Origin of the sequence: Burkholderia sp. AU38729 (genome assembly GCF_020419725.1) — a bacterium.
In the GTDB taxonomy this organism is placed as follows: Bacteria; Pseudomonadota; Gammaproteobacteria; order Burkholderiales; family Burkholderiaceae; genus Burkholderia.
On sequence record NZ_JAIZQO010000011.1, the window covers coordinates 181563 to 196014 of the forward strand.

The 14452-nt window shown below is 68.1% G+C and carries 13 protein-coding genes; 10 read left to right on the forward strand and 3 right to left on the reverse strand.

Annotation, left to right across the window (positions count from 1 at the left end; translation table 11 throughout):
• Positions 1-60 precede the first annotated feature (60 nt).
• Complete coding sequence (locus LGM56_RS27630; RefSeq protein ID WP_226207270.1) at positions 61-3864, forward strand: DUF748 domain-containing protein; 3804 nt, start codon at positions 61-63, stop codon at positions 3862-3864.
• 56 nt (positions 3865-3920) lie between these two features.
• On the opposite strand, the gene LGM56_RS27635 is transcribed toward LGM56_RS27630, so the two are convergent.
• The gene (locus LGM56_RS27635) at positions 3921-4145 is read right to left on the reverse strand and encodes a hypothetical protein (protein WP_027790361.1); all 225 of its coding nucleotides are present in this window, start codon (positions 4143-4145) and stop codon (positions 3921-3923) included.
• Between the two features lie 317 nt (positions 4146-4462).
• Here LGM56_RS27635 and LGM56_RS27640 point away from each other — a divergent pair, with 317 nt between their 5' ends.
• The gene (locus tag LGM56_RS27640; RefSeq protein ID WP_264171007.1) at positions 4463-6139 is read left to right on the forward strand and encodes an alkaline phosphatase family protein; all 1677 of its coding nucleotides are present in this window, start codon (positions 4463-4465) and stop codon (positions 6137-6139) included.
• A 91-nt stretch (positions 6140-6230) separates the two neighbouring features.
• Here LGM56_RS27640 and LGM56_RS27645 read toward each other — a convergent pair whose 3' ends face one another.
• Complete coding sequence (locus LGM56_RS27645) at positions 6231-7127, reverse strand: LysR substrate-binding domain-containing protein (RefSeq protein ID WP_089496040.1); 897 nt, start codon at positions 7125-7127, stop codon at positions 6231-6233.
• Positions 7128-7288: 161 nt separating this feature from the next.
• Between LGM56_RS27645 and LGM56_RS27650 the strand changes: the two genes are divergently transcribed.
• The 7 genes from LGM56_RS27650 to LGM56_RS27680 all read left to right on the forward strand — a co-directional run bounded on the left by LGM56_RS27650 (position 7289) and on the right by LGM56_RS27680 (position 12532).
• Positions 7289-8140 carry an ABC transporter permease gene (locus LGM56_RS27650; protein ID WP_089475835.1) on the forward strand — a complete coding sequence of 284 codons (852 nt, stop codon included), beginning with the start codon at positions 7289-7291 and terminating at the stop codon, positions 8138-8140.
• A 7-nt stretch (positions 8141-8147) separates the two neighbouring features.
• Positions 8148-9191, forward strand: a complete 1044-nt coding sequence (locus LGM56_RS27655; protein WP_226207272.1) for an ABC transporter ATP-binding protein — start codon at positions 8148-8150, stop codon at positions 9189-9191.
• 26 nt (positions 9192-9217) lie between these two features.
• Complete coding sequence (locus LGM56_RS27660; protein ID WP_226207273.1) at positions 9218-10306, forward strand: extracellular solute-binding protein; 1089 nt, start codon at positions 9218-9220, stop codon at positions 10304-10306.
• Between the two features lie 10 nt (positions 10307-10316).
• Positions 10317-11150 (forward strand): ABC transporter permease, encoded by an 834-nt coding sequence (locus LGM56_RS27665; protein WP_226207274.1) that lies wholly within the window; start codon positions 10317-10319, stop codon positions 11148-11150.
• Positions 11143-11676 carry a TIGR00725 family protein gene (locus tag LGM56_RS27670; protein WP_226207275.1) on the forward strand — a complete coding sequence of 178 codons (534 nt, stop codon included), beginning with the start codon at positions 11143-11145 and terminating at the stop codon, positions 11674-11676. The genes LGM56_RS27665 and LGM56_RS27670 overlap by 8 nt, the downstream gene beginning before the upstream one ends.
• A gap of 122 nt (positions 11677-11798) precedes the next feature.
• On the forward strand, positions 11799-11993 hold the full coding sequence (locus LGM56_RS27675; RefSeq protein ID WP_089441448.1) for a YqaE/Pmp3 family membrane protein: 195 nt from the start codon (positions 11799-11801) through the stop codon (positions 11991-11993).
• Between the two features lie 254 nt (positions 11994-12247).
• Complete coding sequence (locus LGM56_RS27680) at positions 12248-12532, forward strand: helix-turn-helix domain-containing protein (RefSeq protein WP_089459154.1); 285 nt, start codon at positions 12248-12250, stop codon at positions 12530-12532.
• A 64-nt stretch (positions 12533-12596) separates the two neighbouring features.
• On the opposite strand, the gene LGM56_RS27685 is transcribed toward LGM56_RS27680, so the two are convergent.
• Positions 12597-13502: a LysR substrate-binding domain-containing protein gene (locus LGM56_RS27685; protein ID WP_226207276.1), complete on the reverse strand. Its 906-nt coding sequence runs from the start codon at positions 13500-13502 to the stop codon at positions 12597-12599.
• A 167-nt stretch (positions 13503-13669) separates the two neighbouring features.
• Here LGM56_RS27685 and LGM56_RS27690 point away from each other — a divergent pair, with 167 nt between their 5' ends.
• Positions 13670-14281, forward strand: a complete 612-nt coding sequence (locus LGM56_RS27690; protein ID WP_226207277.1) for a hypothetical protein — start codon at positions 13670-13672, stop codon at positions 14279-14281.
• Positions 14282-14452: the final 171 nt, after the last annotated feature.

Here is a 14452-nt window from a genome sequence, read left to right on the forward strand (position 1 = left end):
GCGTGCGCGGCCGCCCGGTTCTCCGGCGCGGCCCGGCATTCCATCCCGAGGCATTCAAGCATGGCAAGCGCAGACAAAGAAACCGTACCCTCCACCCTCCATGCCCTCGGTGGCGTTGCACGTTCGCGCCGGGCCCGGCGCATCGGCATCGGCCTGCTGATCTTCATCGTTTTATTCGGACTGCTCGGGTTCTTCGCGGCGCCGCCGCTGATCCGCCATATCGCCGAACAGCAGTTGAGCAAGCAGCTCGACCGGCCCGCCACGATCCAGCGCATCGCGCTGAACCCCTACACGCTGAACCTCGAAGCCGACGGCATCCATCTCGGCGACAAAGGCGGCCAGGGCGACTTCATCGACATCGCGAAGCTCGTCGTGCGGCCGTCGTGGTCGTCGTTGTTTCGCGGCGCGCCGATCGTCAATGAAGTGCGCCTCGACTCGCCGCGCTTTCATATCGTCCGCTACGACGCGCAACGCTTCAACTTCACCGACCTGATCGAGAAGTTCTCGACGCCGTCGCCGAAACCCGAAAGCAAGCCGACGCAGTTCTCGGTGTCGAACATCCAGGTCAACAACGGCCGGATCGATTTCGACGACCGTCTGCTGAACGAAAAGCACGTCGTCGACAACTGGACGCTCGGCATTCCGTACATCGCGACGCTGGCCTCGAAGACCGACATCTTCGTCGAGCCGAAGCTGCGCGCGCGCTTCGATGGCAGCCCGATCGCGATCGACGGCAAGACCAAGCCGTTCGCGCAGTCGCGCGAATCGGAGATCGCGCTGAAATTCGACGGCCTCGACGTGCCGAAGCTGATCTCGTACGTGCCGGCGAAGCTGCCGGTGGCCGTGACGAGCGGCCTCTTGAGCAGCGACCTCGCGGTCAATTTCGTGATGAGCGGCGAGACGCCCGCGCTGCGCGTGTCGGGCACCGTCGACCTGAAGGACGCGAAGGTGACGGACCATGCGTCCGCGCCGCTGTTCGCCGCGCGCGGCGTGCACGTCGCGGCGGCCAGCCTCGAACCGCTGCGCAACGCGATGCATTTCGACGAGATCCGGATCGACCAGCCGGTGGTCGACCTGTCGCGCGACAAGCAGGGCGTGCTGAACGTCGAGAAGCTCGCCGCGCAGCCGGCAGCCGCCTCGAAGGCCGCCGAAGGCAAGCCGGCGGCGTCGGGGGCCGCCGCCGCTTCCGCCGCTGCCGCAGCCACCGCCAGCGGCGCGAAGGTCGAAGCTGCAACGAAGGAGGCGCCGCCGCTCGACCTGACGATCCGCCATTTCGCGATCGACGGCGGCACGGTCAACGTCGACGACCGCGTGCCGGCGACGCCGACCGCGCTGTCGCTCACGAAGCTCGCCGCGACGCTCGACGGCTTCACGATGCAGGGCAAGACGCCCGCGAAATACACGCTGTCGACGTCGCTGTCGCGCGGCGGCGACGTGACGGCCGAAGGCGCGTTCAATCTCGCGGAGAAGCAGGTCGAGAGCAAGCTGACGGTCGCCGCGCTCGCGCTGCCGGCGCTGCAGCCGTACCTCGGCGAGGCGACGCGGGCGCGCGTGCTCGACGGCACGCTCGGCGCGACCGTCAACGCGAAGGCCGACTGGGGCAAGACGCCGCTCGCCGCGCAGGTTGCCGACAGCACGGTCAGCCTGAAGTCACTGAAGATCGCGACACCCGATGCGAAGGCGCCCGCGATCGTGCTGCCCGACGCGCATGCGAAGATCGCGAAGGTCGACGTGGCCACGCGCATCGCGGAGATCGCCAGCGTCGACGTCAGCGGGCTCGCGCTCGACGTGCAGCGCCTGAAGGACGGCAAGATCGACCTCGCGGCGCTGGCCGAACCCGCGCAGGCCGCGGTGCCGAAGCGCACGGTCGCGCGCAAGGCCGAGGCCGCCGCGCCGTCGTGGCATTACCGGATCGACGCGCTGAACGTGAAGGATTCCGCCGCGAACTTCACCGACCTGTCGACGCCGCGCCCGGTGAAGCTGGCGATCAAGCCGCTGGACCTGGCGGTGCAGAAGATCAGCGACGACCTGACCCGGCCGCTGCCCGTGCAGCTGAAGGCGACGCTGAACCGCAAGGGTTCGCTGAACGTGACGGGCGACGTGACCGCGCAGCCGCTGAAGCTCGGCCTGAAGATCAACGGCAACCGCCTCGACGCGGCCGCGTTCGAGCCGTATTTCGGCAGTGCGCTGAACGCGACGATCGCCAGTGCGCTGCTCAACGCGCAGGGCAACCTGACGTTCGCGCAGGTGAAGGGTGCGCCGCGCGCGACCTACCGCGGCGATGTCGCGCTGGTCGACGTGCGGATGCTCGACAAGGCGACCTCCGACCCGTTCGCGGGCTGGCGCTCGCTCGCGCTGACGAACCTGAAGGCGAACTACGACGAGAAGGGCACCGACGTCGATGCCGCGCGCGTGACGTTCTCGAACTTCTACGGCCGCGTGCTGCTCGACGCGCAGGGGCGGTTGAACCTGAAGGACGTGGTCGCGAAGGAAACGGGCCCCGCGCAGTCGCTCACGCGTGACGCGAGCAAGGGCGAGCCGGTGCCGCTGTCGCCGGGCATGACGCCGCCGGACGCCGCCCAGGCCGCGTCGGCCGCGGCCGCGCAGCAGGCGTTGGCACCGGCCGCCGCCTCGGCGACGGTGGTCGTGAAGGCCGCGCCGCCGCCGCAGAACCCGGTGCGCATGCATTTCGGCGAGCTGCTGCTGCAGAACGGCCGCGTGACGTACACCGACAACTTCATCAAGCCGAACTACACGGCGAACCTCATTGCGATCAAGGGCACGGTCGGCGCGTTCGGCACGGATTCGACGACGTCCGCGCCGGTCGACGTCGCCGCGAACCTCGCGGGCAACGGGCCGATCTCGATCAAGGGTTCGGTGAACCCGCTGATCGAGAAGCCGGCGCTCGACCTCACCGCGACCGCGCACGACATCGAGCTGACCAACCTGACGCCGTATTCTGCGAAGTACGCGGGCTACCCGATCACGAAGGGCAAGCTCAACGTCGACCTGCATTACGAACTGGCGAACGACCAGTTGAAGGCGAACAACCACATCTTCATCGACCAGCTCACGTTCGGCGACCATGTGGAGAACGACACGGCGACCCGGCTGCCGGTGAAGCTCGCGATCTCGCTGCTGAAGAACACGCGCGGCCAGATCGACGTGAACCTGCCGGTGTCGGGCTCGCTGTCGAATCCGGAGTTCAGCGTCGGCGGGCTGATCTGGCGCGCGGTGCTGAACCTGATCGCGAAGGCCGTCACGTCGCCGTTCTCGCTGCTCGCGCATGCATTCGGCGGCGGCGGCGAGGATCTCGGCTACGTCGAATTCGCGCCGGGCTCGTACCAGCTCGACGACGCGCAGCAGAAGAAGCTCGACACCGTCGTGAAGATGCTGACCGAGAAGCCGTCGATCCGCCTCGACCTGATCGGCCGCGTCGATCCGGCGAAGGACACGTCGGGGCTCGGCGACGCGTACGTCGAGCGGCTCGTGCGCCAGCAGAAGCTGAAGGACGTGATCGGGCAGGGCGAGAGCATCGACCCGATGTCGGTGAAGGTCGAGCCGGCCGAGTACAGCAAGTACCTGACGCGCGCGTACAAGGCCGCCGACTTCAAGAAGCCGCGCAACGTGATCGGCCTGCAGAAGACGCTGCCCGACGCCGACATGAAAAAGGCGCTCGCCGAGCACGCGCCGGCCGACGACAACGCGCTGCGTGCGCTCGCGCAGCAGCGCGCGCAGGCCGTGCGTCAATACCTCGACGGGAAGATCGATTCGAGCCGTGTGTTCGTCGTCGCGCCGAAGCTCGATGCGAAGGGCATCGAGGACAAAGGCGCGACCACCCGCGTCGACTTCGGCCTGCAGTAAGCAGGCCATCCGCCGCCGCGTCCGTTCATCCGTTCGGGCGCGGCGGCGCGTTTCCTTCAGCGCGCGGCGATCGCCGGTTCCTCGCGCTTGCCCAGTTCCTTCTTGGCAGCCAGCGGCAGACGCGCGTCGTCCCACTGCGCCAGCCATTCGACTTCCTTCGCGGTGAACACCTGTCCGTAGTTGCGCAACGCGTACTGCAACGCGTCGACGACATGGTGGCGAATGATTTCGGGGGTGCGTGCATCGTCCAGCACGAACCGGAGGGCTTCTAGGGTCGACATACTCGTGCTCCGGGTCAGGGAAAACCCTTTATCACACGCCAATAGTCGCGCGCCAAGCCGGAAAAAAAATCGTGCGGCCGATGACGTTGCCGGCGGTTTGACCGATGCACCGGTGTAGTGCCGGCAGGTGAGCGCGCCCGTCGCAATGTGCGCCAGGTCACCTTGCTTTGCGAATGATTCGCGTCACTTGCGATTGGTTACGTTTGATAGAAAACAGAAAGCCCCGCTTCATGCGAGCGACCCACGGCGCAGCCATAGTCTTGCGCGCCTGATGGCAAGTCACGCAGTTCAACGTCAATCGAAGAGGTGGGGTGATCATGTCTTTCCTTGGTAAGCAGCGGAAGGTGGTGGCGATGGTGGCGAGCGCGCTGGCGCTCGCCGGTGCGGGTGCGCACGCCGCGCAGCAGGACGACGACAGTCACGGCGAGGATCGCGGCCACGCGAGCCGCGTCGTGAAGCACGTGCTGCTGATCAGCGTCGACGGCCTGCACGAGCAGGATCTCGCGCGCTGCATCGGCGCGAACACGTGCCCGAACCTCGCGGTGCTCGCGCAGCACGGCGTGACGTACACGAATGCCTACACGCCGGGCCTGTCGGATTCGTTTCCGGGCCTCGCCGCGCTCGTGACGGGCGGCTCGCCGAAGACGGCCGGCCTGTTCTACGACGTGTCGTACGACCGCAACCTGTACGCGCCGGGCGACACGAGCTGCTCGGGCAAGCAGGGCTGGAACGTCGTGTTCGACGAGACGACCGGCATCGACGCCCAGAACGGCGGCGCGCTGGTCCACCTGAACGGCGGCGGCGCGTTCAACCCGCAGGCGATCCCGAACGCGAAGGTCAACGGCAAGTGCGTGCCGGTCTATCCGCACAACTACGTGAAGACCAACACCGTGTTCGAGGCCGTGAAGGCCGGCATCCCGAACGCGACCACCGCGTGGGCCGACAAGCACGCGTGGGGCTACGACTGGCTGAACGGGCCGTCGGGCACCGGCGTCGACGATCTGATGCGCACCGAGATCAACTCGATCGACCCGGTGACGAAGACGGACTACACCGACGTCTATTCGCATACCGCGCAGTTCGACAACCTGCACGTGCAGGCGCTGATCAACCAGATCAACGGCCGTGACTCGACGGGCACGAAGAGCGCGCCGGTGCCGACGCTGTTCGGCGGCAACTTCCAGACGCTCAGCGTCGCGCAGAAGGCGCCGGTCGCGAAGGGCGGCGGCTATCTCGATGCGAACTTCACGCCGAACGGGCAGGTCGCGAACGCGATCACGTACGTCGACAACTCGATCGGCCATGTCGTCGCGGCGCTGAAGCAGGCGAACCTGTATGCGTCGACGGCCGTGATCGTCACGGCGAAGCATGGCCAGTCGCCGGCCGATCGCACGAAGCTCGTGAAGAACGGCGACACGCTGACGAAGCTGCTCGAAGCGAACAACTACATCGACCCGAACGGCAACTTCGGCCAGAACAACACGAAGACGGGCAACCTGAACGACGGCTCCGGCCTGGTCGACACGGGCTTCGTGCAGACCGACGACGTCGGCCTGATCTGGCTGCGCGACCGCAACCAGCGCACGGCCGTGGTGCAGACGCTGAAGGCGAACCTCAGCTGCAACGCGCCGGGGATCTGCGCGGACGGCCCGCAGGCGTACGTGCTGTACGGCGCGGCGCTCGCCGAGCGCTTCGGCGATCCGGCCAACGGCCGCACGCCGGACATCGTCGTCCAGCCGAATCCGGGCGTGATCTACACGTCGAGCACGAAGAAGGACGAGGAGCACGGCGGCAACGCGCCGGACGACAGCCACCTCGGCCTGCTCGTGTCGTATCCGGGCCTGCATCGCGCACGCACGGTGACCGACACGGTCGGCACGAAGCAGGTCGCGCCGACGATCCTCGGGCTGCTCGGTGCGAACCCGCGCCTGCTGCATGCGGTGGTGGCCGAGAACACCGGCGTGCTGCCGGGGCTCGGTATCGATCGGCACTGACGACGGCTGCCGGACACCGCTGCCCGGCGGTGTCCGGTACGGCGGGACGCGCGGTCGAGCGCGTCCCGCCGCGTGACGCATGCGGGCCGGCTTACGCCGGCGCGCATTCGTCCAGCATCCATGCCCTGAAGTGCCGCAACGCTTCGCTCGTCTCGAGGCGCTCCGGCGCGTAGCACAGGTAGTGCCCCTGCGCGTCGACCTCGACGGGCGCATCGAACGGTTCGACGAGCGTGCCGGCCGCGAGATTGTCCGCGATCAGGAAACGCGGCACGAGCGCGAGCCCGAGTCCCGCCTGCGCGGCCTGGATCAGCACCGAATACTGTTCGAAGCGCGGCCCGGCGAGCGCATTCATCTGCGTCGCGCGATGGCGTTCCGCCCACGCGGACCACGCGATTTCCGCCTGCTCGTGCACGAGGCGCGGCGCCGTGACGGCGTCGGCGGGCGTGCGCAACGCGTGCCGCTCGCCGAATTCGCGCGTACAGACCGGCACGAAGGTTCGCCCGTCCAGGTAATCGCTTCGCACCCCTTCCCATGCCCCGTCGCCGTAGCGGATCGCCGCGTCGAGCCCGAACGGAAAGATGTCGCCGTGCGCGAGATGGCGGCGAAAGCTCAGCGTGACGCCGGGCGCGACGGCCAGGAAGCGCGAGAGCCGCGGCACGAGCCACTTGGTCGTAAACGTCGGCACGCTGGCGATCGTCAGCAGGTCGCCGTTTTCGCGCGCGCTCAGCAGTTCGATCGACGCGTTGCCGATCTCGCGCAGCGGGCCGGCGACGCGTGCGTGGTACACCTGTCCGGCACGCGTGAGCGCGAGGCTGCGCCCCTCGCGCACGAACAGCTTCACGCCGAACAGCGCCTCGAGATTCGCGATCTGCCGGCTGACCGCGCTGGGCGTCAGGCCCAGTTCGCGGGCCGCGTACGAGAAGTTCAGATACTTCGCAGAACAGGTGAATGCGTGCAGTTCCGAGACGTTCGGATACAGGTGCTTCATCGCGACTATTCCTTCGGCGCACAGATCGATGCGGGCTTTGTACGTTTTTTTCATGACGATGCCATGTCGGATCCGCACACTGCGGCCATCCAGAAAACGCGCGACAGCCCCGCCCGGCGGGCGTTGCGCGGTGTCTTCGTCTCTTGTCCGCGAGTGTTTTCATGCCTGCGTCTACCGCCCCGGCCCTGGCCGATGGTGTTCCGATTTCGCGTAACAGGCCGGTGCGCCCGAGTGCCGGACGCTTCCTGCTGCACGCGCTCGTCGCGGTGTTCGGGCTCTACCTGTTGCTGCCGATCGCGCTGCTGCTGATCGGCTCGGTGGGCCAGTCGTGGACCAACACGCTGCTGCCGACCGGCTTCACCTGGCACTGGTTCGCCGATCTCGCCGGAAATCGCAGCTTCACCCGCGCATTCGGCGTGAGCCTGACGGTGGCGCTGGCGTGTTGCGCGCTGAACGCCGCGGTCGGCCTGCCGCTCGCGTATGCGCTGCATCACCGTGCGCAGGCCGGGCGCGGCATGGCGACGCGCGTCGTGATGCTGATGCCGGTGGCCGTGCCCGCGCTAACGCTCGGCTTCGGCTATATCGCGATCTTCAGCGGCGACACGCTGCCCTGGCTCGGCACGCTGCCGCTGATGATCGGGGCCCACGCGGTGCTGACGCTGCCGTACCTGCTGCAGACGCTGCTCAGCGATCTGCGCCACCTCGGGCTCGCGCGCCTCGAGGCCTGCGCGGCGACGCTCGGTGCGACGCCGCTGCGCCAGTTCGTCACGATCGTGCTGCCGAACCTGCGGCACAGCCTGTTTTCGGGGCTCGTGATGGTGGCCGCGCTGTCGATCGGCGAATTCCAGATCTCGAACCTGATCGCTGGCTTTCGCTATCGCAACTATCCGATCGTGCTGCTGCAGGCGTTCTACGGCGCGTCGGGGATGGCCTGCGCGGCGACCGTCGTGCTGCTCGTCCTCGCCGTGCTCGCGACGCTCGTATCGGTCGGCACCGTGCAACGTATGAAGTGAGTCCGTCATGAGTCTCGAGTTCGAACACGTCAGTTTCCAGTATCCCGGCGCGCGACACGGCGTCGACGACGTCACGCTGTCCGCCGCGCAAGGCGAGCTGCTCGCGGTGATGGGGCGCAGCGGGTCCGGCAAGTCCACACTGCTGCGGCTCGCGGCCGGCCTGCTCGACGGCGGCAGCGGCCGCATCGCGATCGGCGGCGCCGACATGGCCGGCGTGCCGGTGTGGCGGCGCGAGGTCGGCATGGTGTTCCAGCACTACGCGCTGTTCCCGAACCTGTCGGTGGCGGATAACGTCGCGTACGGGCTGAAAATGCGCGGCGTCGCGGCGCATGCGCGGCGGCAGCGTGCGCGCGACATGCTCGAGCGCGTCGGCCTGGCGGCGCAGGCGGAGCGCGGCATCGCGATGCTGTCCGGCGGGCAGCAGCAGCGCGTCGCGCTGGCGCGTGCGCTCGTGATCGAGCCGAAGCTGCTGCTGCTCGACGAGCCGCTGGCCGCGCTCGACGCCGGCATCCGCCATCAGCTGCGCGACGAGATTCGCGCGCTGCAGCGCGCGTGCGGCGCGACGACGCTGCTCGTCACGCACGACCAGGACGAGGCGCTGAGCATGGCCGACCGCGTCGCGATCGTCGACGGCGGGCGCGTGCTGCAGGTGGGCACGCCGCGCGACCTGTACGAGCGGCCCGCGTCCGCGCAGGTCGCGCGCTTCGTCGGCCATTCGACGCTGCTGCGCGGCCGCGTGACCGCGCACGATACGGTCGACGTGCGGTTCGCGACGCTGCGCGTCGAGACCGGCGGGCACCGGCCGGGCGCCGAGGTCGAGGTGCTGGTGCGGCCCGAGCACGTGGAGGCCGATCCGCCGGCGCACGGCGTGAACTGCATCGACGGCGCGCCGGGCGACGTGCGCTACTTCGGCGCGACGCAACGCTACGACTTCCTTCCCGCCGGCTCGGCCGACCCGCTGCTGTGCGAAGGCCGCGTGCCGGCCACCCGGCGGATCGCGATCGACCCGCGCCATCTGCTCGTGCTGCCGGCCGCGCCGGACGCGCAATGACCCCTTTCATTCAACGGAGATCCCCGATGCCTGCAGGCCACCCTCTTGTGAAGACCCTACGCGCCGGCGTGCTGGCGCTCTGCGCGTTCGCGGCGCTGGCCGCCGCGCCGGCGCACGCCGCGCCGCTATATCCGGGCGAGGACGCGCTGTATGCGAAGGCCGCCGACGAAGGGCTCGTCGTCTCGTTCGACACAGGCCCCGAATGGGCCAACTGGAAGGCGCTGTTCGCCGAGTTCCGCAAGCGCTATCCGAAGGTCGAGATCACCTACAACGACATCGGCTCGGCCGCGACCGTGGTGTCGCTCGACAAGTCGCGCCGCCGTCCTCAGGCCGATACCGCGTACTACTTCGCTGCGTCGGCGCTCGACGCCGAAAGCAAGGATGTCGTCGCGCCGTTCAAGCCGGTCAACTTCGACAAGCTGCCGGACGTGTTTCGCTCGGCGGACGGCCGCTGGTTCGCGGTGCACTCGCTGAACATCGCGTTCCTCGTCAACCGCAAGCTCGTGAAGAACGTGCCGCAGCGCTGGTCCGACCTGCTGAAGCCGGAGTATCGCAACGCGGTCGTCTATCTCGACCCGCGTTCGACCGGGCAGGGGCAGGTCGCCGTGTTCGCGGCCGCGTATGCGAACGGCGGCAGCGTCGAGAACCCGAAGCCCGGCACGGAATTCTTCGGCAAGCTGAAGCGCGCGGGCAACGTGCTGCGCGTCGAAGGCACGACGCCTTACGCGAAGTTCGTGAAGGGCGAGATCCCGATCCTGATCGGCTACGAGAACGACGGCCTGAAGGCGAAGTACGTCGACGGCATGGGTGACGCGGCCGACGTCGTGATTCCGCAGGACGGCAGCGTATCGGCGCCGTATGCGATGAGCCTCGTGAAGAACGGCCCGAACCCGTCCGCCGCGCAGCTCTGGCTCAACCTGGTGATGAGCGACGCCGGTCAGGCGCTGTTCGCGCAGGGCTTCGTGCGGCCGGCCGTGCCCGGCACGCCGGTCGCGCCGGATGTCGCGGCGAAGCTGCCGAAGGCGCCGCAGGTGCGTCCGCTCGACGTGGCGAAGGCGGCCGCACGCAAGGCCGAGATCGACCAGCTCTGGTCGCAAGCGACGCTCGGTCAGTAAGGGGCACACGATGCAGACCTCCCTGGCGGAACGCGGTGTGCTGCGCCGCTTCGGCGCGGTGCCGGCGGCGGTATTGCTGGCGGTGTGCTTCGCGCTGCCGCTCGCCGCGCTCGTCGGCTCGGCGTTCACGGACGGCGGCCGTGCGTTCGGCGTGGTGCTGCACGATCCGCTCGTCGCCGATGCGATCGCGCATTCGCTGGCGCTGGCGGTGGGCGCCGGCACGCTGTCGGTCGGCATCGGCGTGCCGGTCGCGTTCGCGCTGGCGGGGCAGTCGCCTGCCCGCCGCCACTGGACGCTCGCGCTGCTCGGCGTGCCGCTCGCGTTCTCCGGGCTCGTGATCGCGTACGGCTTCATCCTCGCGTTCGGCCGCGCGGGCTTCGTCACCACGCTCGCGGCGTCGCTGGGCGCGGACCCGACCGTGCTCGGCGGCGCGATCTACACGATGCCGGGGCTGGCGGTCGCGTATGCGTACTACCTGATCCCGCGGGTCGCGCTGATGATCTACCCGGCGCTCGCGAATCTCGACCGGCGGCCGCTCGAGGCGGCACTGACGCTCGGCGCGCGCCCGTGGCGTGCGTGGCTCGACGTCGCGTGGCGCGAACTGTGGCCGTCGGTCGCGTCCGCGTGGTGCCTCGTCACGGCGATCGCGCTCGGCACCTACGGCACGGCGCTCGCGCTGGCCGGCACGCAGATCAACATCCTGCCGCTGCTGATGTATCTGAAGCTGTCGGACGGGCAAACCGATTTCTCGCAGGCGGCGGTGCTGTCGATCGTGCTGACGGCGATCTGCACCTGCGTTCTTGCGTTGGGAGAAGGCCTTGTACGGCAACGACGTCATGGATGAGTGGTCGGAAGCGGCGTGCGACGCGCTGGCGCAACTCGCGCAACGGCAGCGCGGCGCGCGGCGGCATCGCATGCCGGTCGGCGTGATCGGTCCGCGCGAGGCGACCGACGAACAGATGCGGGTCGCGCAGCGGATCGCGCACGCGCTCGCGGCGGCGGGTGTCGCCATCGTCGGCGGGGGCAAGCAGGGCGTGATGGAGGCGGCCGCGCGCGGCGTGCATGCGGCCGGCGGGTGCGCGATCGGGTTGCTGCCGGAAGACGATGCGACGCTCGCGAATCCCTACCTGAGCGTCGCGCTGCCGACCGGGCTCGGCATCACGCGCAACGCACTGGTCGCGCGTGCGTCGCTGTGCCTGATCGCAGTCGGCGGCGGGCTCGGCACGCTGTCCGAGATCGCGCTCGGGTTGCAGTGGGGCAAGCCGGTGTTCGCGATTTGCGACGCGCCGCGCGTGGCGGGCGCCGAATGCTTCGACGAAGCGGATCCGCTCGTGGCGCGGGTCGCGCGGTGGCTGGCCGACGCGGCTTAGGTCGATGGGATGAGTTTGAGGCTTCTCGTCCGGGGATCGCCGGCAGCGGACTTGAAATGGCGCGGACAACTCGCCATATTGGCGATGCATGAACCTTCAACGATGCCTCGAAAGGAGTCCAGATGCGCCTTTTGCTTGCCCTGCTGTTGCCGTGGTTCCAGTTCTTCACGATCGGCCGCCCGATCGCCGGGATCATCTGCCTGATCCTGCAAATCACGATCATCGGCTGGATACCGGCCGCGATCTGGTCGGTGTATGCGCTGAGCCAGTACAAGACCGATCGGAAGATCGAGGCGGCGCTGCGCGAGCGGCGATAGGTCGTTGAACGAGAATCCGAGCGCTTTCAGCACTGCCTGAAGTAACGGCAAGGATTCATGTTTCGGCAGAAATCTACATAAGTTGTATGTGCTATTCGTTGCAATTTGTATAGATTTCCAACGAAATGACGGTATTTCCAATAATTGACGACTTCTGATTTCAAGCTGGAGCACGATGTCCATGCCTTTCTGAAGCCGGGGCTCGAGCGGCTGGCGCGTGAGCGGGATGCGTTGCGCTAGGCACGGGTGACGCAATGGACAAACGCTATAACGCGCTGCCGCTTCCCGAACAGCTTTCGCTCCGACGACAAGCGATCGAAGACGTGCTCGCGCATCCCGAGTGGTCGTTGCGCGAATCGGTACGTCATCTGAAGAAGGCGATGCGGCTGACCAGCGCGGAAATGGCCAAGCTCGCCGGTGTGTCGACGAAGACGATTCAGGATATCGAGCAAGGCCGCAGCGACGGGACGGTACAGACGATGAACCGCATCTTCGGCATGCTGGGATTGAAGCTCGGTGTGGTGCGACAGAACGCCTAGCTGGACGTGACGGTGCAGCCGCCTTGGGCTGCTTCATCGGTTCCTGCTTTCTACCCCTCGCCGGCTATCCCGGCGGCGCCCCCTCCAGCGCCTCCGCCCGCGCGAACAGCCAGTCGACGAACGTGCGCAGCGACGGATCGTCGTCGTCGCGATACAGGCAATGAAACGGCGGCGCTTCCAGGTGGACTTCCGGAAACAGCGCGACGAGCCGCCCTTGCTCGATGTCGTCGCGCACCACCGCGCGCGGTGCGAGGCACACGCCGAGCCCGCTTGCCGCAGCCTTGATCATCAGGAAGAACTCGCGATAAAACGGCCCGCGCAGCGTCTCGGTGACGACCGAGCCCGCCTGATGGAACCAGTATTGCCACGCCTGCGGCAAACCCGCGTAATGCAGCAGCGGCGCGTTGCGCAGGTCGGCCGGCGTGCGCGCCTGGTCGAGCACCGGGTGGCCCGGCGCGCACACCGGCACCGCGACGGTCGCGAGCAGCGGCCGCGACACGAACCCCTTGCGGCGCAGCTCCGGTGTATAGCGACGAACCACGATGTCGCAGGTTTCGTCGAACTGGTCGCGCTCGTTGTCGGGCGTCGTGACGAGTTGCACGTCGATGTCCGGATGGTCGGCATGGAACGCAGCCAGTTGCGTGAGCAACCATCCGTGCGCGAACGAGACGGACGTGTTGATCCGCACCGGATGGCCGCCGCCGGGTTCGAACATCTGCCCCGTCGCCTGAGCGAGCCGGCCGAGGCAGCTCGCGACGTCGACGAGGTAATGCCGCGCGCGTGGCGTGAGCCGCAACGAGCGTCCGTCGCGCTCGAACAGCTTCTGCCCGAAGAACGATTCGAGCACGCGGATCTGCTGCGCGACCGCGCTCTGGGTCACGTTCAGCTCGTCGGCGGCGAGGGTGAGGCTCTGCAGGCGGCCGGCAGCTTCGAAGCTGCGCAGCGCGTTCAGGGGCGGCAATCGGCGCATCGTGAGATCGCGAAGAAAAGCTACACAGTGGGTCAAAAAATGTCGTTTGTGGCGGTCGGGGCGTGTCCCTATGATGGCGCCGACAGGAGAACACCGCGATGACGATCATAGCGCCACCCGATTGCCGATCAACCGTAATTCGCCGCCGACTTCGCGCCCGGCGCGCGATGCGTCGCGAGGCAGCGGTGCCGCCGGCGCGCGGCCGCGGCGCGCTGGCGCTCGCCTGTGCCGGGCTGCTCGCGCTACTGGCCGGATGTGCGTCGAAGCCGGAGAACGAACGCCAGATCGGCAGCGGGGGATCGCTGGTGCGCTACAGCTCGAGCCAGACCGAAGTCGACCTGTCCGAAAGCGAGCAGCAGACGCTGCGCATGATGACCGATCGCCGCTATGCCGGTGCGACGCAGGGGCGCGCACTCGACGCGGTGGCCGGCGTGCTGCGCGCGCAGGGTTATGCGCCGGTGACGGTCGATCGCGATTCGGGGCTGATCGAGGGTGGGCGCAGCGGTACGCTGATTCCGAAGTGGCGGCAACTGCTGCGCGGCGCGCTGAAGGCGCGCATCGGCGGCTTGCCCGCGAAGCCGGATCACGAGCGGATTGCCGCCGTCGTCACGGTTCGCGTGACGGCGACACACGACGCGATCGTGCGTGCGCGATTCGACCGCACGGTATGGGACAGCAACGGCGACTCGCGGATGAAGACCATCGTCGAGCCCGATTACTACCAGACCTTCTTCAGCGCGATGGACAAGGCGATGTGCACGACGTCGTGCGAGCGGTGAGCGGCACGCAGGTGCCGGCGCCGGGAGCGCAAGGGGGAGCGGGAGCGGAGTGCGCGCCGCTGCCCGGAGAATGGCCACGGATGTCGGCGCGTCGCCCGGTGCATCCGGCCGAAGCGGCAGCCGTCGACGAGAAAACGGCTGCCCGGATCGTCGCTCGACCCGGCAGCCGCT

Bases quoted from the DNA above. Each gene is read 5' to 3' on its own strand.
- LGM56_RS27645 (WP_089496040.1), bottom strand. From the start codon at position 7,127: ATGAAGCACCTGTATCCGAACGTCTCGGAACTGCACGCATTCACCTGT.
- LGM56_RS27630 (WP_226207270.1), top strand. From the start codon at position 61: ATGGCAAGCGCAGACAAAGAAACCGTACCCTCCACCCTCCATGCCCTC.
- LGM56_RS27690 (WP_226207277.1), top strand. From the start codon at position 13,670: ATGCGTCGCGAGGCAGCGGTGCCGCCGGCGCGCGGCCGCGGCGCGCTG.
- LGM56_RS27655 (WP_226207272.1), top strand. From the start codon at position 8,148: ATGAGTCTCGAGTTCGAACACGTCAGTTTCCAGTATCCCGGCGCGCGA.
- LGM56_RS27665 (WP_226207274.1), top strand. From the start codon at position 10,317: ATGCAGACCTCCCTGGCGGAACGCGGTGTGCTGCGCCGCTTCGGCGCG.
- LGM56_RS27660 (WP_226207273.1), top strand. From the start codon at position 9,218: ATGCCTGCAGGCCACCCTCTTGTGAAGACCCTACGCGCCGGCGTGCTG.
- LGM56_RS27685 (WP_226207276.1), bottom strand. From the start codon at position 13,502: ATGCGCCGATTGCCGCCCCTGAACGCGCTGCGCAGCTTCGAAGCTGCC.
- LGM56_RS27675 (WP_089441448.1), top strand. From the start codon at position 11,799: ATGCGCCTTTTGCTTGCCCTGCTGTTGCCGTGGTTCCAGTTCTTCACG.
- LGM56_RS27650 (WP_089475835.1), top strand. From the start codon at position 7,289: ATGCCTGCGTCTACCGCCCCGGCCCTGGCCGATGGTGTTCCGATTTCG.
- LGM56_RS27680 (WP_089459154.1), top strand. From the start codon at position 12,248: ATGGACAAACGCTATAACGCGCTGCCGCTTCCCGAACAGCTTTCGCTC.
- LGM56_RS27635 (WP_027790361.1), bottom strand. From the start codon at position 4,145: ATGTCGACCCTAGAAGCCCTCCGGTTCGTGCTGGACGATGCACGCACC.
- LGM56_RS27670 (WP_226207275.1), top strand. From the start codon at position 11,143: ATGGATGAGTGGTCGGAAGCGGCGTGCGACGCGCTGGCGCAACTCGCG.
- LGM56_RS27640 (WP_264171007.1), top strand. From the start codon at position 4,463: ATGTCTTTCCTTGGTAAGCAGCGGAAGGTGGTGGCGATGGTGGCGAGC.